General features: G+C 74.4%; 26 protein-coding genes. 13 read left to right on the top strand and 13 right to left on the bottom strand.

All coding sequences use genetic code 11. The features are described 5' to 3' along the window. Nucleotides 1-22: 22 nt before the first annotated feature. Together FB558_RS10270 and FB558_RS10275 are read right to left on the bottom strand one after the other, a co-directional pair. Nucleotides 23-436, bottom strand: coding sequence for a DUF6069 family protein (locus FB558_RS10270; RefSeq protein WP_142050900.1), 414 nt, complete (start codon nt 434-436; stop codon nt 23-25). Beyond that, entirely contained in the window at nt 420-1,151 is a 732-nt protein-coding gene (locus FB558_RS10275; protein ID WP_170231266.1) for a VC0807 family protein, read from the bottom strand. The genes FB558_RS10270 and FB558_RS10275 overlap by 17 nt, the downstream gene beginning before the upstream one ends. Before the next feature lie 137 nt (nt 1,152-1,288). Here FB558_RS10275 and FB558_RS10285 point away from each other — a divergent pair, with 137 nt between their 5' ends. From FB558_RS10285 to FB558_RS10315, 7 genes are read left to right on the top strand one after another with little or no spacing between them, the layout of a single operon-like run. Then, the gene (locus FB558_RS10285) at nt 1,289-2,479 is read left to right on the top strand and encodes a sensor histidine kinase (protein WP_246106353.1); all 1,191 of its coding nucleotides are present in this window, start codon (nt 1,289-1,291) and stop codon (nt 2,477-2,479) included. After that, nucleotides 2,476-3,129: a response regulator gene (locus FB558_RS10290; RefSeq protein ID WP_211366267.1), complete on the top strand. Its 654-nt coding sequence runs from the start codon at nt 2,476-2,478 to the stop codon at nt 3,127-3,129. Before FB558_RS10285 ends, FB558_RS10290 begins: the two co-directional genes overlap by 4 nt. Nucleotides 3,130-3,168: 39 nt before the next feature. Next, nucleotides 3,169-3,954 carry an ABC transporter permease gene (locus FB558_RS10295; protein WP_142050913.1) on the top strand — a complete coding sequence of 262 codons (786 nt, stop codon included), beginning with the start codon at nt 3,169-3,171 and terminating at the stop codon, nt 3,952-3,954. Beyond that, complete coding sequence (locus tag FB558_RS10300; protein WP_246106354.1) at nt 3,947-4,759, top strand: ABC transporter permease; 813 nt, start codon at nt 3,947-3,949, stop codon at nt 4,757-4,759. Before FB558_RS10295 ends, FB558_RS10300 begins: the two co-directional genes overlap by 8 nt. Further along, a complete protein-coding gene (locus FB558_RS10305; RefSeq protein ID WP_142050916.1) occupies nt 4,756-5,703 on the top strand; it encodes an ABC transporter ATP-binding protein in 948 nt (315 codons plus the stop codon). The genes FB558_RS10300 and FB558_RS10305 overlap by 4 nt, the downstream gene beginning before the upstream one ends. 18 nt (nt 5,704-5,721) lie before the next feature. Next, entirely contained in the window at nt 5,722-5,976 is a 255-nt protein-coding gene (locus FB558_RS10310) for a ribbon-helix-helix domain-containing protein (protein ID WP_142050918.1), read from the top strand. Continuing rightward, complete coding sequence (locus FB558_RS10315; RefSeq protein WP_142050921.1) at nt 5,973-6,356, top strand: type II toxin-antitoxin system VapC family toxin; 384 nt, start codon at nt 5,973-5,975, stop codon at nt 6,354-6,356. Before FB558_RS10310 ends, FB558_RS10315 begins: the two co-directional genes overlap by 4 nt. A 1-nt stretch (nt 6,357) precedes the next feature. On the opposite strand, the gene FB558_RS10320 is transcribed toward FB558_RS10315, so the two are convergent. From FB558_RS10320 to FB558_RS10340, 5 genes are all read right to left on the bottom strand, one after another. Next, entirely contained in the window at nt 6,358-7,680 is a 1,323-nt protein-coding gene (locus tag FB558_RS10320; protein ID WP_142050924.1) for a DUF2252 domain-containing protein, read from the bottom strand. Nucleotides 7,681-7,698: 18 nt separating this feature from the next. After that, a complete protein-coding gene (locus tag FB558_RS10325; protein WP_246106355.1) occupies nt 7,699-7,989 on the bottom strand; it encodes a DUF3017 domain-containing protein in 291 nt (96 codons plus the stop codon). 2 nt (nt 7,990-7,991) lie between these two features. Further along, nucleotides 7,992-8,846 carry a bifunctional methylenetetrahydrofolate dehydrogenase/methenyltetrahydrofolate cyclohydrolase gene (locus FB558_RS10330; RefSeq protein ID WP_142050930.1) on the bottom strand — a complete coding sequence of 285 codons (855 nt, stop codon included), beginning with the start codon at nt 8,844-8,846 and terminating at the stop codon, nt 7,992-7,994. A 134-nt stretch (nt 8,847-8,980) separates the two neighbouring features. Next, entirely contained in the window at nt 8,981-9,586 is a 606-nt protein-coding gene (locus FB558_RS10335) for a pentapeptide repeat-containing protein (RefSeq protein ID WP_142050933.1), read from the bottom strand. A gap of 123 nt (nt 9,587-9,709) precedes the next feature. Then, nucleotides 9,710-10,234, bottom strand: a complete 525-nt coding sequence (locus tag FB558_RS10340; protein WP_142050936.1) for a hypothetical protein — start codon at nt 10,232-10,234, stop codon at nt 9,710-9,712. A 535-nt stretch (nt 10,235-10,769) separates the two neighbouring features. Here FB558_RS10340 and FB558_RS10345 point away from each other — a divergent pair. The 5 genes from FB558_RS10345 to hutI are packed head-to-tail and all read left to right on the top strand — an operon-like array spanning nt 10,770 to nt 16,222. Next, nucleotides 10,770-12,434: a urocanate hydratase gene (locus FB558_RS10345; RefSeq protein WP_142050939.1), complete on the top strand. Its 1,665-nt coding sequence runs from the start codon at nt 10,770-10,772 to the stop codon at nt 12,432-12,434. Continuing rightward, the gene (locus tag FB558_RS43195; protein WP_170231118.1) at nt 12,431-12,577 is read left to right on the top strand and encodes a hypothetical protein; all 147 of its coding nucleotides are present in this window, start codon (nt 12,431-12,433) and stop codon (nt 12,575-12,577) included. Before FB558_RS10345 ends, FB558_RS43195 begins: the two co-directional genes overlap by 4 nt. A gap of 11 nt (nt 12,578-12,588) precedes the next feature. Then, the gene (locus FB558_RS10350) at nt 12,589-13,749 is read left to right on the top strand and encodes an allantoate amidohydrolase (protein WP_142053971.1); all 1,161 of its coding nucleotides are present in this window, start codon (nt 12,589-12,591) and stop codon (nt 13,747-13,749) included. After that, complete coding sequence (locus FB558_RS10355) at nt 13,746-15,062, top strand: formimidoylglutamate deiminase (protein WP_142050942.1); 1,317 nt, start codon at nt 13,746-13,748, stop codon at nt 15,060-15,062. The genes FB558_RS10350 and FB558_RS10355 overlap by 4 nt, the downstream gene beginning before the upstream one ends. After that, entirely contained in the window at nt 15,056-16,222 is a 1,167-nt protein-coding gene (gene hutI / locus FB558_RS10360; RefSeq protein ID WP_170231337.1) for an imidazolonepropionase, read from the top strand. Before FB558_RS10355 ends, hutI begins: the two co-directional genes overlap by 7 nt. Nucleotides 16,223-16,416: 194 nt before the next feature. On the opposite strand, the gene FB558_RS10365 is transcribed toward hutI, so the two are convergent. The 5 genes from FB558_RS10365 to FB558_RS43885 form a co-directional block, all read right to left on the bottom strand. After that, entirely contained in the window at nt 16,417-19,752 is a 3,336-nt protein-coding gene (locus FB558_RS10365; RefSeq protein WP_142050948.1) for an error-prone DNA polymerase, read from the bottom strand. A 135-nt stretch (nt 19,753-19,887) separates the two neighbouring features. Then, nucleotides 19,888-20,784 (bottom strand): aminoglycoside phosphotransferase family protein, encoded by an 897-nt coding sequence (locus tag FB558_RS10370; RefSeq protein ID WP_142050951.1) that lies wholly within the window; start codon nt 20,782-20,784, stop codon nt 19,888-19,890. Between the two features lie 92 nt (nt 20,785-20,876). Continuing rightward, nucleotides 20,877-21,209 carry a thioredoxin family protein gene (locus tag FB558_RS10375; RefSeq protein WP_142050955.1) on the bottom strand — a complete coding sequence of 111 codons (333 nt, stop codon included), beginning with the start codon at nt 21,207-21,209 and terminating at the stop codon, nt 20,877-20,879. After that, on the bottom strand, nt 21,206-21,598 hold the full coding sequence (locus FB558_RS10380; RefSeq protein ID WP_142050958.1) for a MerR family transcriptional regulator: 393 nt from the start codon (nt 21,596-21,598) through the stop codon (nt 21,206-21,208). The genes FB558_RS10375 and FB558_RS10380 overlap by 4 nt, the downstream gene beginning before the upstream one ends. Nucleotides 21,599-21,712: 114 nt before the next feature. After that, entirely contained in the window at nt 21,713-21,937 is a 225-nt protein-coding gene (locus tag FB558_RS43885; protein WP_211366270.1) for a hypothetical protein, read from the bottom strand. A gap of 233 nt (nt 21,938-22,170) precedes the next feature. Between FB558_RS43885 and FB558_RS10390 the strand changes: the two genes are divergently transcribed. Then, nucleotides 22,171-23,586: a M28 family metallopeptidase gene (locus FB558_RS10390; RefSeq protein WP_211366272.1), complete on the top strand. Its 1,416-nt coding sequence runs from the start codon at nt 22,171-22,173 to the stop codon at nt 23,584-23,586. Between the two features lie 106 nt (nt 23,587-23,692). Here FB558_RS10390 and FB558_RS10395 read toward each other — a convergent pair whose 3' ends face one another. Beyond that, the gene (locus FB558_RS10395) at nt 23,693-24,733 is read right to left on the bottom strand and encodes a LacI family DNA-binding transcriptional regulator (protein ID WP_142053975.1); all 1,041 of its coding nucleotides are present in this window, start codon (nt 24,731-24,733) and stop codon (nt 23,693-23,695) included. Nucleotides 24,734-24,811 lie beyond the last annotated feature (78 nt).

Genomic DNA, 24,811 nt, shown 5'->3' on the forward strand with positions numbered 1-24,811 from the left:
CCCGCCTCCACCCGATATCGGGTCAACGCGACCTCGATCGCCACCGGCGCGGCAGCAGCGCGATCAGCACGCCGCCCGCGACCACGTGCATGGCCACGAGCGCGCCCGTGGCGGCCGGGCTCACACCACCCAGCAGCGGCGTGACGAGCGAGAGCACGAGCACGACGAGCGCGACGACCGTCCAGGTGCGCCGCGGTCGGGCCACGCGCCGCTCGAGCACCGCCAGCAGGGCCCAGCCCGACAGGCCCGCGCACAGCGGGCCCACGGCCACGGCGACCGGCCCGACCACCTGCACCGGCCCGCCGATCGGGGCGGCGGCCGGCGTGATCCCCAGTACCGGGACGGCCAGCACCCAGACGGCCAGCGCGGCGAGCACGGCGGCGGCGACGGCCCCGGCGCGCACGAGCGGGGTCGGGCGGTCAGTGGCGGCTGCCATGATCGGCTCCTCGGTGGGCGTGGGGGCGGAACAGCAGGTCCCAGCAGCCGGAGCGGCGCAGGAGCAGGTGGGTCGGCACCTGCAGGGCGAGCACCGTCGTCACGGTCAGGGCGGTGTCGAGCGCTGGCACGACCGGCACCGGCAGCGTGGAGGCCATCAGCACGCGCAGAGCGGTGTCGGTCAGCATCGCGGCACCCCAGACCGCGGTGATCAGCCGCCATGCCCGCCGGAACGCGGCGTCGCGCGCCCACAGCTCGTCCATGACGGCCGCCCGGTGCGGCAGCAGCATGCGGGTGGCGGCGAAGCAGAACGGCTGGGCCGCCCGCAGCGACACCAGCAGCCAGAGCCCGAACGGCAGGCTCAGCCACGCATGGCGGACCAGCAGCTCGCGCGGGTCACCGGTGATCGCGGTCGCGACGAGCCCGAGCACCACCGCGGCGAGCACGAGCAGCGCGACGGGCTCAGCCCGCCGCTCGCGCACCGCCGTCAGCACGGCGCTGACGGCGGGCGGCACCGCGCCCAGCGCGAGCGCGACCACGTCCGGGGCACCGGCGGCCCGCAGCGCGTAGTACGCCGCGAGCGGCGCGGCGAGGTCGAGCAGCAGCGCCCGCAGCGCCCGCCGCCGGACGGGCGGCCCGCCTGCGGGACCCAGCACGGCGAGGCGGGTGCCGTGCCAGGCGGAACGGGCCCGGACGATCGCACGAGTCGCGGTCATGGCGGCACCGTGCCCCCGGCCCCGCACGTCCGGCATCGGCAACCGGAGATCGCGGGTACGACTTCGGTAGGGGCCGCTCCGCCACACCGGGCCGGGACGTCGCACCCCGCCCGACGAGCGGCATTCGACTTCGGTCGGTGTCCGCGCTCCCCGTGCCGCTCTACGCTCCGCTCGTGCTCTTCGACGAGTGGGACGAGGACTGCGGGCAGGGCCGCCGCAGTGTCGTGCTCGTCGCCACGATGGTGGTCCTCGTCGCGCTGACCGTCGTCTCGTGGTCGGACCGCAGCGCGGCGAGCGGGTTGCTGCCCCTCGACATCGCGGTCGGGGTGCTGGCCTGCGGGCTGTTGCCGCTGATGCTGCGCAGGACGGTGCCGGTGGCCCTCGTGCTCGTGGTCCTGGCCGTGCTCTCCCCGGCCGCGACGCCGCCCGCGACGTGCGGGGCCCTGCTGGTGGCGCAGCGCCGCCCGCTCGTCGTGGCGATCGCCGTCGGCCTCGCCGGCGTCGCGGGCCACGCCGTCCAGGGGCTGTGGCGCCCGACGGCCGGGCTGGCGTTCGTGTGGTGGCTGGTGCTGGCCGTGGTGGCGCACGCCGCGCTGGTGGCCTCGGGGGCGCTCACCCGGGCCCGCCGCGCGTTGCTGGTGTCGCTGCGGGAGCGGGCCCGCCGGGCGGAGGCCGAGCAGGCGCAGCGGGTCGCCGCCGCGCGCTCGCACGAGCGCACCCTCATCGCCCGGGAGATGCACGACGTCCTCGCCCACCGGCTCTCCCTGGTGGCGGCCTCGGCGGGGGCGCTGGAGTACCGGCCCGACGCGTCCCCGGAGAAGATCGCCCGTGCTGCCGGGGTGGTGCGCGCCGGGGTGCACCAGGCGCTCGAGGAGCTGCGCGAGGTCATCGGGGTGCTGCGCGCCGACGGCACCGACCCGGCTGCCGACCGCCCGCAGCCGGTGCTCGCCGACCTGTCCGCGCTGCTCGCCGAGTCCCGCGACGCCGGCGCGGTGGTGCACGTCGACGACCGCGTGACCGACCCGGCCGCCGCCCCCGTCACCACCGGCCGCACCGCCTACCGGATCGTCCAGGAGGGCCTGACCAACGCCCGCAAGCACGCGCCCGGCGGCCCCGTGCACGTGCGGCTCGAGGGCGGCCCGGGCGACGGGCTGCTCATCGAGCTGCGCAACCCGGTGCCCGGCGGGCCGCCCGAGGCGCCGCCGGGCAGCGGAACCGGGCTGGTGGGGCTCGCCGAACGCGCCCAGCTGGCCGGGGGCACCCTCGGCCACGAGATCACCCCTGACGGCCGGTTCCGGCTGCACGCCGCACTACCGTGGCCTCCGTGAACGGAGCGGTGCGCGTGCTCGTCGTGGACGACGACCCGCTCGTGCGCGGCGCGCTGTCGATGATGCTCGACGGCGCCGAGGGCATCGCCGTCGTCGGCGAGGCGGGCGACGGCGACCAGGTACCCGCGCTCGTCGACGCGCACGCGCCGCACGTCGTGCTGATGGACCTGCGCATGCCCCGGGTGAACGGGATCGTCGCCACGCAGCGGCTGCGGGCGCGGCCCCGCCCGCCGGAGGTGGTCGTGCTGACCACGTTCGACACCGACGAGAACGTGCTGCGCGCCCTGCGCGCCGGTGCGAGCGGGTTCCTGCTCAAGGACACCCCACCGCCGCAGATCGTCGAGGCGGTGCGCCGGGTCGCCGCGGGTGAGCCGATCCTGTCTCCCGGCGTCACCCGGCGGCTGATGGACCGGGTCACCGAGGCGACGGGCGACGCCGACCGCGCGCGCCACGTCCTGCGCACCCTCAGCCCGCGCGAGCACGAGGTGGCGCTCGAGCTGGCCCGCGGCCGGTCGAACGCCGAGATCGCCGACGGGCTCGGGATGACCGTCGCCACGGTCAAGGCGCACGTCTCGCACGTCCTCACCAAGCTCGACCTCGGCAACCGCACGCAGGTCGCCCTGCTTGTCCACGACGCCGGGTTGGTCTGAGCCGAAAACCGGTTGCGGGCGCCCGTAGTGTCGATCGACGTGCTCAGGCCCTACCTCCGCCTGGTCGGGGCAGGTTTCCGACGTCACTCCACCTACCTCGCCGCCAGCCTCGCGGGTCTGTTCACCAACACCGTGTTCGGGCTGTTGCGGGTCGCCGTGCTGCTCGCCGTCGTCGGCCCGACCGGCAGCGCCGCGGGCTACGACGCCGCCGACACGGGCACGTTCGTCTGGCTGGGCCAGGGGCTGCTCGCGGTCGTCCTGCTCTGGCCGGACCGCGAGCTCGCCCACCGGGTCCGGACGGGCGACATCGCGATCGACCTCGCCCGGCCGTGGAACCTGCAGGTCGCGCTCCTCGCCCAGGACCTCGGGCGGGCGGGGCACGCCGTGCTGGTCCGGCTCGCGCCGCCGGTGGCGTTCGGCGCGCTCGTGCTGCCGTTCCGCTGGCCGGAGAGCCCGTGGACGGTGGCGCTGTTCGCGGTGTCGACGGCACTGGCCGTGGTGATCAGCTTCGCGCTGCGATTCCTGCTCGACCTCACGAGCTTCTGGCTGCTCGACAACCGCGGCGTCGCCGGCGTCTACATGTCGGTGTCGGGCCTGGCCTGCGGGCTGACCGTCCCGCTGGCCTTCTTCCCCGACGCCCTGCGCACCGCGCTCTACGCCACGCCGTTCCCGGCCGTGATGCAGACGCCGATCGACGTGTTCGGCGAGCGGGGCTCCCCGGCGGCGCTGCTGGCGCACCAGGTGCTCTGGGTCGTCGTGACGCTGGCCGCGGGGCAGCTCGTCCTCGCGCGCGCCACCCGCAAGCTGGTGGTGCAGGGTGGCTGAGCAGCCGGTGACCGGCCGCGTCTACCTGCAGATCCTGGGCTCGCGGGTGCGCAGCCAGCTCGCCTACCGGGGCTCCTTCGTCCTCGATCTCCTCGGACAGGTGCTCGCCGCGGCCAGCGAGCTGGTCGTGATCGTCACCGTGTTCGCGCAGGTCGACACGCTCGGCGGCTTCACGCGCGACGAGGTGCTGCTGGTCTACGCGCTCGCCGGCATCTCGTTCGGGTTCGCCGACCTCGCCGTCGGCCAGCTCGACGACCTGCCTCGCTGGATCCGCACCGGCGAGCTGGACGTGCTGCTCGCGCGCCCGCTCGGGGTGCTCCCCCAACTCGTCACGAGCGACCTGCAGCTGCGCCGGCTCGGCCGGGTGGCCGTCGGCGTGGTCGTGCTCGCCGTGGTGCTCGCCCGGGGCGGGGTGGAGCCGACACCGCTGAACGCGCTGCTCGTCCTCGCCACGCCGATGCTCGGCGCGGCGATCACGGGTTCGGTCTGGGTGGCCACCTGCTCGGTGTCGTTCTGGGTGATCGAGGGCCGCGAGGTGGCCAACGCGTTCACCTACGGCTCGCAGCTCACCACCTCCTACCCGATCACGGTCTTCGGACCCTGGTTGCGGCGCACGCTCTGCTATGCCGTGCCGTCCGCGTTCGTCGCCTACTTCCCCGCGCTCGCGCTGCTGGACCGACCCGACCCGCTGGGCCTGCCGCACGCCCTGCGCTACGCCGCCCCGCTCGTCGCCGTCGCCGCCGTCGCCACGGCGGCGCTCGTCTGGCGCGCCGCCGTCCGCCACTACCAGGGAGCCGGATCATGAGTGCGATCGTCGAGGCCGGGGCGCTGCGCCGGGAGTTCACGGTGGGGCGCGGGCGCGCCCGGCGGCGCCTCGTCGCCGTCGAGGACGTCGACCTGCGCATCGCCCCCGGCGAGGCCGTGGGCTTCCTCGGCCCCAACGGTGCGGGCAAGTCCACGACGATCAAGATGCTCACCGGCATCCTCGTGCCGACCGCAGGGCGGCTGCGCGTGTGCGGGCTGGACCCCAACCGGCAGCGCCGGGCGCTGGCCCACCAGATCGGCGTGGTGTTCGGGCAGCGCAGCCAGCTGTGGTGGGACCTCCCGCTGCGCGAGAGCTTCGCGCTGCTCGGGGCGATCCACCGGGTCGGGGCCGCCGAGCACCGCACCCGCCTGGAGCGCTGCACCGACGTGCTCGAGCTCGGCCCGTTCCTCGACACGCCCGTCCGGCAGCTGTCACTGGGCCAGCGCATGCGCGGGGAGGTGACGGCGGCGCTGCTGCACGCGCCGACGCTGCTGGTGCTCGACGAGCCGACCGTCGGGCTCGACCTGGTGAGCAAGGAGCGGCTGCGGGCGTTCCTGCAGGAGGTCAACCTCGTCGACGGCATGACGATCCTGCTCACCACGCACGACCTGCCCGACGTCGAGCGGCTCTGCCGGCGCGTCGTCGTGATCGACCACGGACGGGTCGTGGCCGACGACGCCATCGACGCCCTGCGGGCCCGCTCCGGGGGTGCCCGCGAAGTGGTGGTCGAGCTGACCGCGCCCGCCGCGCCGCTCGACGACCTGCCCGGGGTGCGCGCGGTCCGGGTGGAGGCCGACGGCATGCGCCAGCGGCTGGCGTTCGCGCCCGCCGACACCACCGCGGCAACGCTGATCGCGGCCGTCGCGGCACGGGTGGAGCTGCGGGACGTGACGGTCGTCGAGCCGTCGATCGAGGACCTCGTACGGACGCTCTACGCCGGCTGACGGTGTATGGTGCGGTGTATGCACCGCACGAACATCTACCTCACGGACGAGCAGATCACCCAGCTCGACCGGCGCGCGCAGGCGGAGGGGGTGTCGCGCGCGGAGCTGATCCGCCGGCTGCTCGACCGGCTCCTCGACAGCGAGGCGGACCGGCTCGGCGCCGACGTCGCCGCGATCGACGCCTCGTTCGGCCTGCTCGCCGACATGGAGATCGAGCTCGATCGCGGCGACGGTGCCCGCGGCGCTCACCTGGAGCGGATCGCCCACTCGTGATCCTCGTCGACTCGGACGTCCTGATCGCGCACCTCCGCGGGATCGAGGCGGCGCGCAACTGGCTCCTCGACGCCCGTCGGCGCGCCGGCCCGCTGGCCGTGAGCGTGGTGTCGATCGCCGAGATCGCGGGCGGCATGCGGACCGGCGAGCGCCGCGAGGTCGTCCGGCTGCTCGGCTCCCTCCAGCCGGTGCCGGTCGACCCCGTTGTGGCGTGGCGCGCAGGCGAGCTGCGCCGGACCTACCGCCGTTCCCACGCCGCGATCGGCACCGCCGACTACCTGGTCGCCGCGTCCGCGGACGTGCACGGCTACGAGCTGGCCACCCTCAACGTCAAGCACTTTCCGATGTTCGACGACATCGCCCCGCCGTTCGCCCTGTGACCTACCCGCCGGACGCGGCGACTCCCGGCATCCGGCCGCCGCGGAACGCGTCGACGAACAGCGCGTGGTCGGTGCGGACCTGCGCGGCGTAGTCGTGGGCGAACTCGACCACCCACGCCACGAACTCCTCCTCCCGCCCCGCCACGACCTGCATGATCGCGTCCTCGGTCTGGAACGGGACCAGCGAGTCGTCGGCGTCGGAGTCGGCGACGCAGTGCACCTTGGCGGTCGCGCGGCCCAGCGAGTCCACCACCGGCGCGATCTCGGAGGGCTCGGTGAGCTCCGACCAGTCCAGGTCCGCCTCGTAGGGCGAGACCTCGCTGACGACGAACCCGACACCGTCCAGATCGGTCCAGCCCAGCAGCGGGTCGGCGTGCGCCTGCAGCGCCCGCTGCGAGACCGCGGTGCGGTGCCCGTGGTGGCGGAACGCGCCCGCGACGGCCGGGTCGGTGACCACCCGCGAGGGCGCCGCGACGTTGCCCTGCTTCATCGACAGCACCACGTCGTTGTCCAGCGCCTGGTTGTAGCCCTCGATCAGCACGGTGTACGCCGGGAGGCCGGCGCTGCCGATCCCGAAGCCGGAGCGGCCCGCCACGTCCTTCACGGTGTAGGTCACCCCGCGCTGCCGCTTCGCCGGTGGGATCGACTCCAGGTAGCGCTCGAACGCGTCCGTCACCGCCGCGCGCTCGTCGTCGCCGAGGCGGCGCAGGCCCGGCACCTCGCGCAGCACCCGGTCGAAGCCCTCCGCCTCCGTGATGCCGTCCAGCAGCCCCACCCGCGTGCGCAGCTTCGCCAGCTGCAGCACCTGGTGGACGGCGCCCTCGGTGGTGTTCAGGCGCAACGAGAAGCTGCGGTCATCGGCCTGGTCGACGAACGTGCGCACCTGGTCCAGGTAGGACCGCACGTAGTGCTGCACGAGCATCGTGATGTCATCGTCGGAGATCGCCTTGCGCCAGCCCAGCAGGGCCATGCTCGCGGCGAACCGGGTGACGTCCCAGGTGAAGTGCCCGATGTAGGCCTCGTCGAAGTCGTTGACGTCGAAGATCAGCACGCCGTCGCCGTCCATGTACGTGCCGAAGTTCTCCGCGTGCAGGTCGCCCTGGATCCAGACCCGGCTCGTCCGCTCGTCCGCCCACGGGTCGTCGCGGGCCGCGACGTCGGCGTAGAACAGGCACGCGCTGCCGCGGTAGAAGGCGAACGGATCGGCCGCCATCTTGCGGAACTTCGTCCGGAAGGCGGCCGGGTTGGCCGCCATCAGGTCGGAGAAGGCGTCGGCGAGGGTGGCCACGATCCGTTCCGAGCGGTCGGTCGATCGGTGGGTCATGGCCCGATCATGCCTGCGTCAGCCGCCGTTCAGCAGGCTCGCGGTGATCGTCATCGCCAGCACCGAGATCACGACGCCCAGACCGCCGTAGCAGAGCACGTCGACGGGTCGGCTGCGGATCGCGAGCAGGCCGACCCGGTCGGTGGGCAGCAGCACCCGCAGCACCGCGGCGACGATCAGCGCGCCGCCGAGCAGCACCGCCCCCTCGCGCCAGTGCTGGGTGAGGGTCCTGACCATCCCCGCGCTCGCGATGAGCAGCACGAACGTCAGCGGCGCGTGCACCGGTAGCCGCGAGCGGAGGTCGGTCACGGTCATCCCCCGACAGCCCGCTCGGCGGCCTCCACCACGTTGGTGAGCAGCATCGCCCGCGTCATCGGCCCGACCCCGCCCGGCATCGGCGCCAGCAGCCCGGCCACCTCCGCCACCTCGGGCGCGACGTCGCCGACCAGGCCGGCGTCGGTGCGCGTGACACCGACGTCGAGCACCGCGGCGCCCGGCGCCACCATGTCGGCGGTGATCAGCCCCTGCACGCCGGCCGCGGCGACCACCACGTCGGCACGGCGCACCTCGGCGGCGAGGTCCTTGGTGCCGGTGTGGCAGAGCGTCACGGTGGCGTTCTCCGAGCGGCGGGTGAGCAGCAGCCCGAGCGGCCGGCCCACGGTCACCCCGCGGCCCACCACGGTGACGCGTGCGCCGTTCAGGTCCACGCCGTAGCGGCGGCACAGCTCGACGATGCCGCGCGGCGTGCACGGCAGCGGGCCCGGCTCGCCGAGCACCAGCCGCCCGAGGCTCACCGGGGCGAGCCTGTCGGCGTCCTTCATCGGGTCGATCCGCTCGAGCGCCGCGCCGGCGTCGAGGCCCTTCGGCAGCGGGAGCTGCACGATGAAACCGGTGCAGGCGGGGTCGGTGTTCAGCTCGTCGATCGCCCGCTCGACATCGGACTGGGTGGCGTCGGCCGGCAGCTCCCGCTGGATCGAGGTGATCCCGACCTTGGCGCAGTCGCGGTGCTTGCCGCGCACGTAGGAGTGCGAGCCCGGGTCGTCGCCGACGAGCAGCGTGCCCAGCCCCGGCGCGACGCCCGCGGCCTGCAGCTTCTCGACCCGTCCCGCCAGCTCGCCCAGGATCTCCTGCAGCGTGGCCTTGCCGTCCATCACCGTCGCCGTCACGGCTCCATCCTCCCAGTTCGCCGGACGCCGTCGAGCCCCGGTGCGCCGTCGCGCGACGCACACACGAGCTCGCACACCGATCGTGGCGCTCGCACACCGACTGCAGTCGGTGTAGGAGCGCAGCAGTCGGTGTGTCAGGCGACGCGCAGCCCGTGGGCCGCGGCGAAGGCGATCGCCTGCTCCACGTCCACGGTGGCGCCGGCCAGGCCGGCCTGCACCATCGCGTCCGCCCCGAGCCGGGCGCCCCGCAGGTCCGCGCCCTCCAGCCGCGCGTGCAGCAGGCGGGCGCCGGTGAGGTCGGCGCCCTGCAGGTCGGCGCCCCGCAGATCGGCCTCCACGAGGTTCGCCTCGCGCAGCCGCAGCCCGGACAGGTCCGTCTCCCGCAGGTCGGCGCGGCCGAGCGCGGCGAGGGTCAGGTCGCAGTCCGTGAACGTGATCGGCCGCAGGCGGCAGTCGATCAGCGCGGTGCCCAGCAGCGAGCAGCCCCGGAACGCCGTGCCCACCAGCGTGGCCCGCACGATCCGGCAGGAGCGCAACGCGCTGCCGCGGTGCTGCGAGTCGCCGAGGTCGGCGCCGGTGAAGTCGCACTCGTCGAACGTGCACGACTCGGTGACCAGCCCGCGCAGGTCCGCGTCCTCGAAGCTGCAGCGCACGAACCGGCGCCGCCGCCACGGCTCGTCGCCCGCCCGCACGTCCGACAGGTCGAGATCGGCGTACTCACCATCGTCCTCCTGGTCCACGAGTGCACCCTGCCACCCCGTCCGCCGTCGTTCGACGGCGCCGGACGTGATGCACACCCGGCCAGCTGAGGGACGGTTCACCCGCACGCTTCCTGCTGATCCCGGAGGACGACCGGACACAGATCACCCGGATCTCAGTTCCATCCCGACAGCCCGCGAAAACCGCTCGTACGCTTCGTAGCTGCTCCTCATGCGGGTACGCACCGGATCCAATGACGAATCCTGTCGGGCATAGGATTCACTCGACGTACGGAGCATGATCTGCACGGTCTCGGACTGCCTTCTCACCAGCTCCTCAGCGAGTCGCACCACCTCGTCAGGTGCGGCGACGGACGAGTTCACGTGATCTGCAGCTTCTCGAACCTCGTCATACGCCTCTCGGATATCGTCGTGGATCTCTTCGATTTCCTGCACGGTCGCCGGCACCCACGCAAACCCTTTGCTTTCGGCCACCACATCCACGCATTTCTGCTCATGCGCCTGGAGAGTCACGACCGCATCCTTCAACTTCGTGTAGGCTTCGTGGCGTTGCTCGCGCGCGAGACTTTGCCTGGCCGCGTCCTCGGCAGCCACGATCTGGTTGTGCGAGACCACCAGCGTGGGCACCCCGGCGCCCAGGGCTCCAATCGCCGCGCTCACGATCGCCACGACCGCCGTCGAGCGGGCCGACGAGCGCGTGGGTCGCGATTCCGGAGCCGCCGTGGTGTCCGCGCCAGGATCCGGGTGGTCGGGCCCTCCGTCGGCGCATCCCGGAGTGGACGGCATGCCGGGGTCGGGATTCTCCGAGGAGGATTCGCTTGGTGGTTCAGCTGGACCCATGCGACACTCCCCCCGATAAGTCACTTGCGCGGATTCTAGCAAAAATGATCATGCAGGGATAGTCCTGCGCGCCCACCCGTCGCGGCGCGCACGCACCCCGGTCGCGCGCGAGAGGGCACTCAGCGCGAACCCGATGGAACAGCGCTTGTTGCCATCCCGGCCGCTGTCAACGGGATTCGGTACCCACGTCAGCCGGTCCATGGTCGAGTTCGCCCCCGTCCGCCGCGAGGGCCTTCGCCGGACGGGTTCCGGCGGGGACACTACGACTGTCCGGCATCCCGGAGCCCCTGTGGCCGCGGCCGTAGTGGAACAGGGCCCCGCGGGTGTCCCGTGCAGGGAGTTCTCATCGACGAGAGGAACACCGGTGGAAGGTGCCCGACCGGTCCGCGCCGCACGCGGCACGACCCTGACCGCCCGGTCCTGGCAGACCGAGGCCCCGCTGCGGATGCTCTGCAACAACCTCGACCCCGAGGTCGCCGAGCGGCCCGACGACCTCGTCGTCTACGGCGGCACCGGGCGCGCGGCCCGTGACTGGCGCTCGTTCGACGCGATGGTCGCCACGCTCACCACGCTCGCCGACGACGAGACGATGCTCGTGCAGTCCGGACGGCCGGTCGGGGTGCTGCGCACGCACGAGTGGGCGCCGCGGGTGCTGATCGCCAACTCCAACCTGGTGGGCGACTGGGCCACCTGGCCGGAGTTCCGGCGGCTCGAGAAGCTCGGCCTGACGATGTACGGCCAGATGACCGCGGGCTCCTGGATCTACATCGGCACCCAGGGCATCCTGCAGGGCACCTACGAGACGTTCGCGGCCGTCGCCGAGAAGCGGTTCGGGGGCACCCTCGCCGGCACGCTCACCGTCACGGGGGGCTGCGGCGGCATGGGCGGCGCACAGCCCCTCGCGGTCACCCTCAACGGCGGCGTCTGCCTGGTGGTCGACGTCGACGCGGCCCGCCTGCGCCGCCGCGTCGAGCACCGCTACCTCGACGAGCTGGCCACCGACCTCGACGACGCCGTCGCCCGCTGCACGGCGGCGAAGGGCGAGCGGCGGGCGCTGTCGATCGGGCTGGTCGGCAACTGCGCGCGGGTGCTGCCGGAACTGCTGCGCCGGGGCGTCGAGGTCGACATCGTCACCGACCAGACGGCCGCCCACGACCCGCTGTCCTACCTGCCCGACGGCGTCGACCTCGACGACTGGGACGACTACGCCGCGAAGAAGCCCGACGAGTTCACCGACCGGGCACGGGAGTCGATGGCCCGCCACGTCGAGGCGATGGTCGGGTTCCTCGACGCGGGCGCCGAGGTGTTCGACTACGGCAACTCCCTGCGCGACGAGGCCCGCCAGGGCGGCTACGACCGCGCGTTCGCCTACCCCGGCTTCGTGCCCGCCTACATCCGGCCGCTGTTCTGCGAGGGCAAGGGCCCGTTCCGGTGGGCGGCGCTGTCGGGCGACCCGGCCGACATCGCCGTCACCGACGACGCCGTGCTCGAACTCTTCCCCGAGCACGACCGGCTGCACCGCTGGATCCGCGCCGCCCGCGAGCGCGTGGCGTTCCAGGGCCTGCCGGCGCGGATCTGCTGGCTCGGGCAGGGCGAGCGCGACAAGGCCGGGCTGCGGTTCAACGAGCTCGTCGCGTCGGGGGAGATCCGCGCGCCGATCGTGATCGGCCGCGACCACCTCGACACCGGCTCGGTCGCCTCGCCCTACCGCGAGACCGAGGGCATGGCCGACGGCTCGGACGCCATCGCCGACTGGCCGCTGCTGAACGCGCTGGTCAGCACATCGTCAGGGGCGAGCTGGGTGTCGATCCACCAGGGCGGCGGCGTCGGGATGGGGCGCTCGATCCACGCCGGTCAGGTCACGGTGGCCGACGGCACCGAGCTGGCCGCCGCGAAGATCGAGCGGGTGCTGACGAACGACCCGGCGACGGGCGTCCTGCGCCACGTCGACGCCGGGTACGAGACCGCGGCCGAGACCGCGCAGGTCCACGGCCTGCGGGTGCCGATGGCCGAGGGTGGCGAGGGATGAGCGGCGGCGCCGACATCTCGTGGGTCGTCGGCCTGGTCGTCACCGCGGCGGTCTACCACCCCTGGGCCAGGCGGACGACCGACGTGCCGACGGCGATGACCTACCCGCCAGGGACCGTCGAGCAGGAGGCGGGTGCGCGGTGACCTTCGACGCGATGTGGGCCGACCTCGAACCGGTCGGCCGCGACTCCCGCAGCGGGGGCTACCGCCGGTTCGCCTGGACGGCCACCGACGCCACGTTGCGCGAGTGGTTCACCGGTGCCGTGCAGGCCCGCGGGCTCGAGGTCACCACCGACCGCGCAGGCAACCTGTGGGCCTGGGCGGGCGACCCCGACGCCGACGGACCCGGCCTGGTCGTCGGCAGCCACCTCGACTCGGTGCCCGACGGAGGCGCCTTCGACGGCCCGCTGGGGGTGGTGTCCGCCCTCGCCGCGCTCGACGCCTTACGCGCCCGCGGATGGAGCCCGCGGCGGCCGCTGGGGATCGCGGTCTTCGGCGACGAGGAGGGTGCGCGGTTCGGAGTGGCGTGCGCGGGCAGCCGGATCCTCACCGGGGTCCTCGACGCCGACCGCGCCCGCGCCCTGCGCGACGCCGACGGCACGACGATGGCCGAGGCGATGGCGGCTGCGGGACACGACCCCGGCCGGGTCGGACGGGACGAGGCCACCCTGCGCCGCGTGGGTGCGTTCGTCGAACTGCACGTCGAGCAGGGTCGGGCGCTCGCAGGCGGGAGCGCCGCGGTCGGGGTCGCGCGCGCGATCTGGCCGCACGGCCGGTGGCGCCTCGACCTGCGCGGGCGCGCCGACCACGCCGGCACCACGCTCCTGGCCGACCGCGACGACCCGATGCTGCGCCTCGCCGACGCCGTCCGCACCGCGCGATCGGCAGCGCACCAGCACGCGATCCTCGCGACGGTCGGGAAGGTCGCGGTCGAGCCGAACGGCGTCAACGCCATCCCCTCGGCGGTCACCGCGTGGCTCGACGCGCGCGGCCCGGGCGAGCCGGCCGTCCGGTCCGTGGTCGCCGCGGTCGGGGCCGCCGCGGGCGTCGACCCGGTCGAGGAGTCCTTCACTCCGCCCACCGCCTTCGACGCGGGCCTGCGGGACCGGCTCGCCACGCTCCTCGCAGGCGCTCCCGTCCTCGCCACCGGCGCCGGGCACGACGCGGGGATCCTCGCCGCCGCCGGGATCCCGACCGCGATGTTGTTCGTGCGCAACCCCACCGGCGTCTCGCACTCCCCGCACGAGCACGCCGAACCGGCCGACTGCCACGCGGGCGTCGCCGCGCTCGCGCGCGTGCTGGAGGAGCTCGCGTGACGTACTGGTGCGAGCGGGCCTGGCTGGACGGCGGCGCGGTGCCCCGCGTCCGGGTGGCCGTCGCGGACGGCCGGATCGCGGGCGTCGAGATCGGGGCGGACGCCGCCCCGGGCGACGAGCGGTTGCGCGGCCTGGTGCTGCCCGGGTTCGCGAACGCCCACAGCCACGCCTTCCACCGGGCGCTGCGCGGCCGCACCCACGACGGCGGGGGCACGTTCTGGACGTGGCGGGAGCGGATGTACGCGGTCGCCGCGCGGCTCGACCCGGACACCTACCTGGCCCTGGCCCGCGCGGTGTACGCGGAGATGGCGCTGGCCGGCGTCACGTGCGTCGGCGAGTTCCACTACCTGCACCACGGCCGGGGCGGCACGCCCTACGCCGACCCGAACGCGATGGGCCGGGCGCTGGTCCGGGCCGCGGCGGACGCCGGGGTCCGGCTCACGCTGCTCGACACCTGCTACCTGGCCGGCGGGCTCGACGCGGCCGGCCACGCCCCGCTGGACGACGTGCAGGCCCGGTTCGGTGACGGGGACGCCGCGGCGTGGGCGGCCCGCGTCGACGGTCTCGGCGAGCACGACCACGTCCGGGTCGGTGCCGCGGTGCACTCCGTGCGCGCGGTGCCGGCCGACCAGCTGCCCGACGTCGTGCGCGCCGCCGCGGGCCGCCCGCTGCACGTGCACCTGTCGGAGCAGCCGCGGGAGAACGCCGCGTGCGAGGCGTTCTACGGGTGCACGCCCACCGCGCTGCTCGCCGGGCACGGCGTGCTCGGTCCGGCCACCACCGCCGTCCACGCCACCCACCTGTCCGAGGCCGACATCGCCCTGCTGGGCGGCTCGCGCACCAGCGTCTGCGCCTGCCCCAGCACCGAGGCCGACCTCGCCGACGGCATCGGCCCGTTCCGCGCGCTGCGCGCCGCCGGGTCGCCGCTGGCCGTCGGCAGCGACCAGCACGCGGCCGTCGACCTGCTGGCCGAGGCGCGACTCGTCGAGTCCCACGAGCGGCTGGCCTCCGGCGAGCGGGGCCGCATCGCACCCGCCGCGCTCGTCGACGCGCTCACCGCCCACCACTGCCTGGGCTGGCCCGACGCCGGCCGCATCGCCCCCGGGCGGCGGGCCGACCTGGTCGCGGTCGCGCTCGACTCGCCCCGCACCGCCGGGGCCGCACCCGATCAGGTCGTGATGGCCGCCTGCGCCGAGGACGTCCGCACCGTCGTGGTGGACGGCCGCGTCGTCGTCCGCGACGGGCAGCACGTCCTCGGGGACGTGGGCGCACTGCTCGCCGCGGCCGTCGCACCGCTGTGGGAGGAATCGTGAGCACGCTCGTCACCGGTATCGGGGAGCTCGTCACCAACGACGGGTCGCTGGGCGAGGGCCCGCTGGGCCTGGTGCCCGACGCGGCGCTCGTCGTCGAGGACGGCGCCGTGGCGTGGGTCGGTCCCGCCGCTGCCGCGCCCGCGGCGGACGCGCGCGTGGACGTCGAGGGCCGCGCCGTGCTGCCGGGGTTCGTCGACAGCCACGCGCACCTGGTGTTCGCCGGGGAGCGCTCCGCGGAGTTCGAGGCCCGGATGTCGGGCGTCCCGTACGACGGCGGCGGCATCGCCTCCACCGTCCGCGCCACCCGGGAGGCCGGTGACGACGTGCTGCGCGCCCGCCTGCGCGAGCTGGTCGCGGAGATGCGGGCGCAGGGCACCACGACCGTCGAGGTCAAGAGCGGATACGGGCTGACCGCGGCCGACGAGGAGCGGGCACTGCGGCTCGCGGGCGAGGTCACCGCCGAGACGACCTTCCTCGGGGCGCACGTCGTGCCGGCCGAGTACGCGGGCCGCGCGAGCGAGTACGTCGCGCTGGTCACCGGGCCGATGCTCGCGGCCTGCGCCCCGCACGCGCGGTGGGTGGACGTGTTCTGCGAGCCCGCGTCCCCGCACGCGTTCGACGGCGACGCGAGCCGCGCCGTGCTGGTCGCGGGCCGCGACGCCGGGCTGGGGCTGCGCGTGCACGGCAACCAGCTCGGCCCGGGACCCGGCGTGCAGCTCGCCGTGGAGCTGGGCGCGGCCAGCGTCGACCACTGCACGTACCTGACGGGCGCCGACGTCGACGCGCTCGCCTCCGGCACCACGGTCGCGACGCTGCTGCCCGGCGTCGAGTTCTCCACCCGCCAGCCCTACCCGGACGCCCGCAGGCTGCTCGACGCCGGAGTCACCGTGGCACTGGCGACCGACTGCAACCCCGGCACGTGCTTCTCGTCCTCCATGGCGCTGTGCGTGGCGCTGGCGGTGCGGGAGATGCGGATGACACCGGCCGAGGCGGTGTGGGCCGCGACCGCGGGAGGCGCGGCCGCCCTGCGGCGCACCGACGTCGGCCACCTCGGAATCGGGGCCCGCGCCGACCTGTGCGTGCTCGCCGCGCCGTCCTACCGGCACCTGGCCTACCGCCCCGGCGTGCCACTGGCCCGCACGCTGGAGCTGCCCGGCTGAACCTCGGCTCGCACACCAACTGTGGTGCTCCCACACCGACTGCAGTCGGTGTGCCGGCGCAGGAGTCGGTGCGTCAGCGCAGGAGTCGGTGCGTCAGGGTCCGCAGCGACCGCAACGCCGCTCCCACACCGACTGTGGTGCTCCCACACCGACTGCAGTCGGTGCGCCGGCGCAGAAGTCGGTGTGCGAGCTGCTCAGCGGAAGTCGCGCGACTTCACCGGCACCGTCAGGGCCAGCTTCTGCAGCCGGTCGGCCACCAGGTTCAGCACGCCCTCCGGGCTGCGTTCCAGCCGCCCGCGGACCAGCAGCGCCGAGCTGCTGATCGCCACCGTGCGGTAGCGCGCCCACAGCCCCTCCGAGCAGGTGACGTTGAGCATGCCGCTCTCGTCCTCCAGGTTGAGGAACGTGACGCCGCGGGCGGTGGCGGGCCGCTGCCGGTGGGTGACGAGCCCGCCGACCAGCACGCGGGGCATGGCGTGCTCGGAGTCGCCGGGTGGGACGGCGCGCCCGATCGCGTCGAGGCCGTCGATCCGGACGGCGCCGAGGCCCTCGAGCCGCTCGCGCAGGTGCTGCATCGGGTGGGCGCCGGGCGAGACGCCGGTGGCCCACACGTCGGCGGCGGTGAGCTCGACGTCGGTGAGCCCCGGCAGCGCGGGCGCCTCCATCCCGACGGCCGTGCCCGGCAGCTGCTCGGGCCGCACCGCTGCCACCACCCCGGCCGCCCACAGCGCCGAGCGGCGGTCGATCCCGAAGCTGCCGAACGCGCCCGCCGTGGCCAGCGCCTCGGCCTGCGGGACGGTGAGCCGGACGCGGCGGGCGAGGTCGGCGAGGTCGCGGTAGGGGCCGGCCCGGTCGCGCTCGGCGTCGATCTCGTCGGCCAGGTCCTGGCCGATGCCGCGCACCTCGGCCAGGCCGAGCCGGATGGCCTGCCCCCCTGCGGAGAGCGGGTCGGGCTGCAGCACGGCGTCGGCGCGCCCGAGGTTGACGTCGGCGCCCCGGGTGAGCACCCCGTGCCGGCGCGCGTCGGCCACCAGCGACTGCGGCGAGTAGAACCCCATCGGCTGGGAGTTGAGCAGGGCCGCGCAGAACGCGGCCGGGTAGTAGTGCTTGAACCAGGCGCTGTAGTAGACGAGCGAGGCGAAGCTGATCGCGTGGCTCTCCGGGAAGCCGAAGTTGGCGAACGCGATCATCTTGCGGAAGATCCCGTCCGCCACCTCGCCGGTGATGCCGTTGGCCGCCATGCCGGCGAAGAAGCGGTCGCGCAGCCGCTCCATCTTCTCCTCCGAGCGCTTCGAGCCCATCGCGCGGCGCAGCTCGTCGGCGTCGGCGGCGGAGAAGCCGGCGACGTCCACCGCGATCTGCATGAGCTGCTCCTGGAACAGCGGCACGCCGAGCGTCTTCTCCAGCGCCCCCTTGAGCAGCGGGTGGTCGTAGTCCCACTCCTCGAGCTTGTTCCGCCGCCGGACGTACGGGTGCACCGAGCCGCCCTGGATCGGGCCGGGCCGGATCAGCGCCACCTCCACGACCAGGTCGTAGAACACCCGGGGCTTGAGCCGGGGCAGCGTGGCCATCTGCGCACGGGACTCCACCTGGAACACCCCGACCGAGTCGGCCCGCGCGAGCATCGCGTAGACGGCCTCGTCGGTGGGCTGCAGCTCGTGCAGGCGGACCCGCCTGCCGTGGTGCTCGGCGACGAGGTCGATCATCAGGTGCAGGGCGGTGAGCATGCCGAGCCCGAGCAGGTCGAACTTGACGAGCCCGGCGTACGCGCAGTCGTCCTTGTCCCACTGCACGACGGTGCGGCCGGGCATCCGCGCCCACTCGACGGGCACCACCTCCGACACCGGCCGGTCGCAGATGACCATGCCACCGGAGTGGATGCCGAGGTGGCGCGGGAAGCCGAGCAGCTCGTTGGCGAGCCCGACCACCTGGTCGGGCATCTCGGCGGGCGCGTCGGCGACCGGGCCGCCCCAGCGCTCGATCTGCTTGCTCCACGCGTCCTGCTGGCCCGGCGAGAAGCCCAGCGCCTTCGCCATGTCCCGCACGGCCGAGCGCGGCCGGTAGGTGATCACGTTGGCCACCTGGGCGGCGCACCCGCGCCCGTGCGTGGCGTAGACGTACTGGATCACCTCCTCGCGGCGTCCGGACTCGATGTCCAGGTCGATGTCCGGGTAGCCCTCGCGCGCCGGGGACAGGAACCGCTCGAACAGCAGGCCCATCTCCACCGCGTCGACGTTGGTGATGCCCAGCGCGTAGCAGACGGCCGAGTTGGCCGCCGATCCCCGGCCCTGGCAGAGGATGTCGACCCGCCGGCAGAACTGGACGATGTCGTGGACGATCAGGAAGTAGCCGGGGAAGTTCTTCTGCCTGATGATCTCGAACTCGCGCCGGACCGTCTCGACGGCCTCGGGGTGCTCGGCGTGGCTGCCGTAGCGCTGGGCCACCCCGCGCCGGACCAGCTCCCACAGCCAGCTCGCCTCGTCGTGCCCCGGCGGCACCGGGAACGGCGGCAGGTCCGGCGCCACGAGGCGGATCGGGAACGCGCAGGTGGTTCCGATCTCCGCGGCCCGCGCCACCGCGCCCGGGTAGCGGGCGTCGAACCGCGCGGCCATCTCCGCGCCGGAGCGCAGGTGGGCGGTGCCCGCCGGGGGGAGCCAGCCGTCGGCCTCGTCGAGGCTGCGCCGCGCCCGCACCGCTGCCAACGCCGTGGCCAGCGGGAACCGGCGCGGCGTGGCGTAGTGCGCCGCGGTGGTGGCCACGGTGGGCAGCCCGGCGTCCCGGGCCAGCTCCGCCAGGACGTCGTTGCGCTCGGTGTCGGTGGGCAGGGCGGCGTGGGTGAGCTCGACGGCCACGTGGTCGGCCCCGAACCGCTCGACGAGCCCGCGCAGCGCCTTGCCCGCCGCGTCGCGCCCGCCGTCCCGCAGCGCCTGCTGGACGCTGCCCTTGCGGCAGCCCGTGAGCACCACGACCTGGCCGGCCGTGTCGGCCACCACCTCGTCGAGGTCGTAGACCGGGCGGCCCTTCTCCTGCCCGCGCAGCTGCGCGGTGCTGATCGTGCGGCAGAGCGCGCGGTAGCCCTCCGGGCCGCGGGCGAGCAGCAGCAGGTGGCTGCCCTCCGGGTCGGCCACGCCGTTCTGCGGGGCCGTGAGCCCGAGGGAGAGCTCGGTGCCGAAGGCCGTGCGCACGCCCAGCTCGGCGGCGGCCTCGGCGAACCGGACCACCCCGTACATGCCGTCGTGGTCGGTGAGCGCGATCGCGGAGAGGCCGAGCCGCGCGGCCTGCTCCACCAGCTCCTCCGGGTGGCTCGCGCCGTCGAGGAAGCTGAAGTTGGAGTGGCAGTGCAGCTCGGCGTACGGCACGCGCTCGCCGGGCTCGCCGACCGGCGGCGCGACGTAGGGCTCCCGCTTGCGCGACCACGCCGGGCCGTCACCGCCGTCGGGCGGGCCCGCGAGGTTCGGCGCATCCCGCGTGCGCCCCGACAGCGCCGCTTCCAGCTCGTTCCACGAGACGTCCGGGTTGTTCCAGCCCACCGGAAGAGTCGAACACGTGTTCGATGATCGGCTCAAGGGCTCGGCGGGGGAACCCGGTCACACGATCGGAAGCGCGCCACCCCTCCCTGACGAACGGCACTTTCGTCGGCTAGGAACCGACGGGAGTGCCGTTCGTCAGGGGAGCGAGTGAGCGATCGCGTCCGATGCCGCCAGCATCTGCCCCCCTACCGGTTGCAGGCCGATCGCCGTCGCCAGCAGCCCCGTCGAGACGCGTTCGATCACGCCCCACTCCCAGACCGCCACCGGGTCGCAGCCGGTGCGCGTGGCGAGCCACCGGGCGCGCTCGCGCGGGTCGCCCGCCATCAGCTCCACCGGGTCCTCGCGCATGAGGATCCCGAGGTCGTACTCGGGTTCGGCCAGCAGACCGTCCGGATCGACGAGGGCGAAACCGCCGTCGCGGGTCTGCAGGGTGTTCCACTGGTGGACGTCGCCGTGCACCAGCACGGCCCGCTCCGGCACGTGGGCGGCGACCCGCCGGTCCGCGCAGGCCAGCGCGTGGTCGACGGCCGCGCGGGAGCAGGGTGCGTCGAGCTGCGCCCACATCGCCTCGATGTGCTCGGCGAGCCACCGCCCCTTCTCCGCGCCCGTGCGCAGGTCCGCATCCGGCGCCGGACGCCACAACCGGACCGCCAGGTCGCACATGACCTCCAGGCGACGCCCGAGCGGCAGGCCCAGCGCGTACAGCGACGGGCCGAGCCGGTCGAGCAGCAGCGCGCTGCGCTCGACGTCGGACGCGAGCAGCCGCACGCACCCGGCACCGTCCGCGAGCCGGAGCACCGTGATCTCGTCGGCCGCCAGGCCCGGCCGCGGCACCAGGAGCTTCAGGACCACGGGAGTGCCGTCGACGAGCGCGGCCTCGGCGACGTAGGCCTCGGTCGGGTCGCCGAACGCCCGGCCGACGGTGATCCCCCAGTCCCGCTCCAGCCCGGAGACCAGGTCCGGGAGCTCGGCGAGCCAGGCGCCGGCTCCTGCCTGCAGCGCCTTGGCCCGCACGACCTCCGGCACGTCCATGCGGCGGACGGTAGTGCGCACCGCACGCGACCGCGACGCAGTTCGCTCGGCTCCCCCGCCGCACGGTTGCGGCTCGCCGCCGTGGTGCGCCGTCAGGCCGCAGACAGCGAGAGGTGCTCGTCGAGCGCCCGCAGGAGCGACGCCTTCGGCCGCGCGCCCACGACCTGCGTGACCACCCGCCCGCCGACGTAGAGGCCGAGCGTCGGCATCCCGAGCACCCCGGCGTCGCGCGCCGTGGCCGGGTTCGCGTCGACGTCGAGCTCGGCGACGACGAGCCGCCCCGCCAGCTCCTCGGCCAGCTCCCGCAACACCGGCTTGATCATCTTGCACGGCGGGCACCAGTCGGCGGTGAAGTCGAGCAGCACCGGCAGCTCGGCGCGCAGCACCAGCTCCTCGAACGTGGCGTCCGAGACGGAGAGGATCATCGGTTCTCCCAGGTTTCGTCGGGTGTCACCGCGCACCGCGGGACGGGCGGATCACCGAGCTGGGCCACGAGCTCGCGGCGCACGGCCGACAGCCGCGCCATCCACTCGTCGACCTCGGCGAGCTTGCGGCGCTGGACGGCGCGCGAGTCCGGGCAGCTCACCCCCGTGGGATGCCCGGCCCGCAGGCACTCGACGAACGGGCGCGTCTCCTCGAGCGCGAACCCCAGCTCGACCAGCGACCGGATCTCGGCGACCACCTGCAGGTCGCCCTCGTCGTAGTCGCGGTAGCCGTTGGCCCGCCGCCGCGCGTCGAGCAGGCCGAGCTCCTCGTAGTGGCGCAGCGCCCGGGTGCTCACCCCGGCGCGTCGCCCCAGCTCACCGATCCGCACGTCAGCGACGCTAGACCTTCACGTCGACGGCAACGCCAGTGTCGTACTGCGTCGGAGGTCCTCGCAGTGTGCGGCGACGGTCGAGCTCGAACAGAACCACACTGCTTCCGACGCCTACCGCCCCGGGCCGGGGTCATCCGAATCCGGCTCGTCGAACTCGATCCTCAAGGAACTACGGAAGGCGCCTGGCGCATCGGCGACCTCATGACGGCCACTCGACAGGTCAGTGCCCTCGGGCAGCACGTTGATCGCACGCCACCGATAGCCGTCCTGCGAGGTGACCTGCTCGAACGTGAGCTCGACCTGCTGGCCGACATGAAGCTCTGCAGCTGAACGCATGTCTATGTGCGAGTACAGGACCCAGCATCCACCTGGTGTCTCCGGCGAGTCGATGACTCCCCGTCCATCGTCACGATGCCACTCCCGGACAACCCCGCGCACCATGTGATCCCCTGAAGCTCAACCAGCGCCGGACAGCGACGCAGGAGCGCGCAGCCCTGGACCAGGGAATGATCATGGCCGTCTCGGCCCGGTCTCCCCCGCCGCCCGTCCGGACCAGGCACACTGCTCGGATGCGGACGGTGCGCGCGCTGGTACTGGTTGCGATCACGACGACGATGGCGTGCGGAGCACCCGCCGCCGCACCACCCGCGCCCCCGGCGCCCGATCCGGCGCTGCCGTCCCGGATCGTCACCGACGTCACAGGCGACGGAGCGTTCGCGCACCTGTCCGAGCTGCAACGCATCGCAGAGGCCAACGGCGGCAACCGGGCGCTCGGCACGCCCGGCTACGACGCGAGCGTCGAGTACGTGGCCACGACGCTGCGCGACGCCGGATACGACGTGCAGACGCCCACGTTCAGCGCCCGGCAGTTCGAGGTGCGGCAGGAGCAGCTCGCGGTCGAGGGCGAGGCCGTGCCGGTCTCGGCCCTCGGGTTCTCCCCCACCACCCCGGAGGGCGGGGTCACGGGCCCGCTCGCGCTGATCGCGGGCGAGGGGTGCGCGCCGGAGGACGCGGCGGGCGTCACGCCCGGGTCGGTGGCCCTGGTGCGCCGCGGCACCTGCACGTTCGCCGACAAGGCCGCACACGCCGCACGAGCGGGAGCGGTGGGCCTGATCGTGATCAATGCGGAGGACGTGCCGCTGGTCGACGGCACCCTCGGCGAGGGAGCCACCGGTGTGGTGCCCAGCGGCGGCGTGAGCCGGTCCGCGGGTGACGCGCTGGCCGCCCGCGCCGGCGCGAGCGTCACGCTGACGCTGGTGACGGCGGTGACGGAGACCCAGAGCCGCAACGTCCTGGCCCAGACCCGCACCGGGAACCCGGACGAGGTGGTCGTGGCCGGCGGGCACCTGGACTCCGTGCCCGAAGGGCCGGGCGTCAACGACAACGGCTCCGGGGTCGCGGCGCTGCTGGAGACCGCGGTGCGCCTCGGCGGTTCGCCGCCGGTGGCCAACGCGGTGCGGTTCGCCTTCTGGGGCGCCGAGGAGGTCGGCCTGGTGGGCTCCACCGCCTACGTCAACGGGTTGCCCGAGCCGGAGCGCGCGCGGATCGCGCTCTACCTCAACCTGGACATGGTCGCCTCCCCGAACGCCGGGTACCTGGTCTACGACGGCGACGACTCCGACCGCGTGGGCGCAGGCCCCGGCCCCGCCGGGTCGGCCGTCGTGGAGCGCGCGCTCGTGGAGGGCCTGGCGGCGGCGGGGGTCACCTCCGCGGGCACCGACTTCACGGGTCGCTCCGACTACGGTCCGTTCATCGAGCACGGCATCCCGGCAGGCGGGCTGTTCACCGGCGCCGAGGAGGTCAAGACCCCCGAGCAGGCGCAGCAGTGGGGCGGCACCGCCGGGCAGCCCTACGACCCGTGCTACCACCAGGCGTGCGACCGCCTCGACACGGTGGACCGCACCGCGCTGGACCGCAACACCGACGCCGTCGCCGCCGCGCTGGCCCGCTTCGCGCTGTCGACGGAGGAGCTGACCAGCGGCTGAGCCGGCACCGCCCCGGCAGGTGGCCCACCGCGCACGGTCGGCTCGGGGCGCGGGCGTCGGAGCCGGACGTACGGGAACGGCGTCCGCCGCGCCGGCCCGATCGGGATCAGCGGGGTGGGAGCTCGCCCGAGCCGCGCCGGATCAGCGTCGTCGGGACCAGGCGGACGCCCGGCGGGCTGGTGTCCCCGCCGATCCGGGAGAACAGCAGGGTCGCCGCGGTCCGCCCGATCGCGACCGGGTCCTGCGCCACCACGGTGATGCCCGGCGAGAGCAGGTCGCCGAGCAGGACGTCGTCGAACCCGACGAGCGCGACGGCCCACTCCGCGCCCAACCTGCGCAGGGCGCGCACCGCCCCGATCGTGATCAGGTTCTGCGCGGTGAACAGGGCGGTGGGCGGGTCGGGCCCTGCCAGCAGCGCGGTGACGGCGCCGTCGGCATCGGCCGACTCGCGCAGGTCGTGCACCACGAGGCCCGCGTCGAGGGGCAGGCCGAGTGACGCGAGGGCCTCGCGGTAGCCCGCGAAGCGCTGCTCCGCAGTGCGGATCGAGCGCCGGTCGCCGAGGAACGCGATGCGCCGGTGCCCCGCGGCGGCGAGGTGCCGCACGCCCTCCGCGGCGCCGAGCGCGTTCGTCGTGATCACCGAGTCGACGGCGAGGTCGCGCGCCTCCCGGTCGACGCAGACGACCGGGGTGCCGGCCGGGAGCTCGTCCGCGAGGTAGGACTGGTCATCGCCCGCCGGAGCGAGCACCAGCCCGTCGACCCGCCGGCCGCCGAACTCGCGGGCCAGCGCGCGCTCGCGCGCCGGGTCCTCGTCGATGCTGGCGGAGAACACGACGACGCCGCGCTCCCGCGCCTCGTTCTCGACGGCCCGCTGCACCGCGGCCGAGTACGGGTTGGCGACGTCCTCGAGCAGCAGGGCGATCGCCGACGTCCGGCCGTCGGTGCGCAGGAGCCGGGCGCCGGGATGCGGGTGGAAACCCAGCTCGTCGATCGCCCGCCGCACCCGGACGGTGAGCGCCGCCGAGACACCCGGCTCGTCGTTGACCACGCGCGACACGGTCTTGAAGCTGACGTCGGCGAGCTGGGCGACGTCACGCATGGTCGGGCGGCGGCGCCGCGCCGGGTCGCTCTGCACGCCCGCCAGCATGACCCGCACGCTGTGACATCGTTGTCACCGTTACCTCTTCGTAACGACCAGTTGCGCGGTGAGGGCTTGTGTACCGCG

Source organism: Pseudonocardia kunmingensis (genome assembly GCF_006716445.1).
Lineage (GTDB): Bacteria > Actinomycetota > Actinomycetes > Mycobacteriales > Pseudonocardiaceae > Pseudonocardia > Pseudonocardia kunmingensis.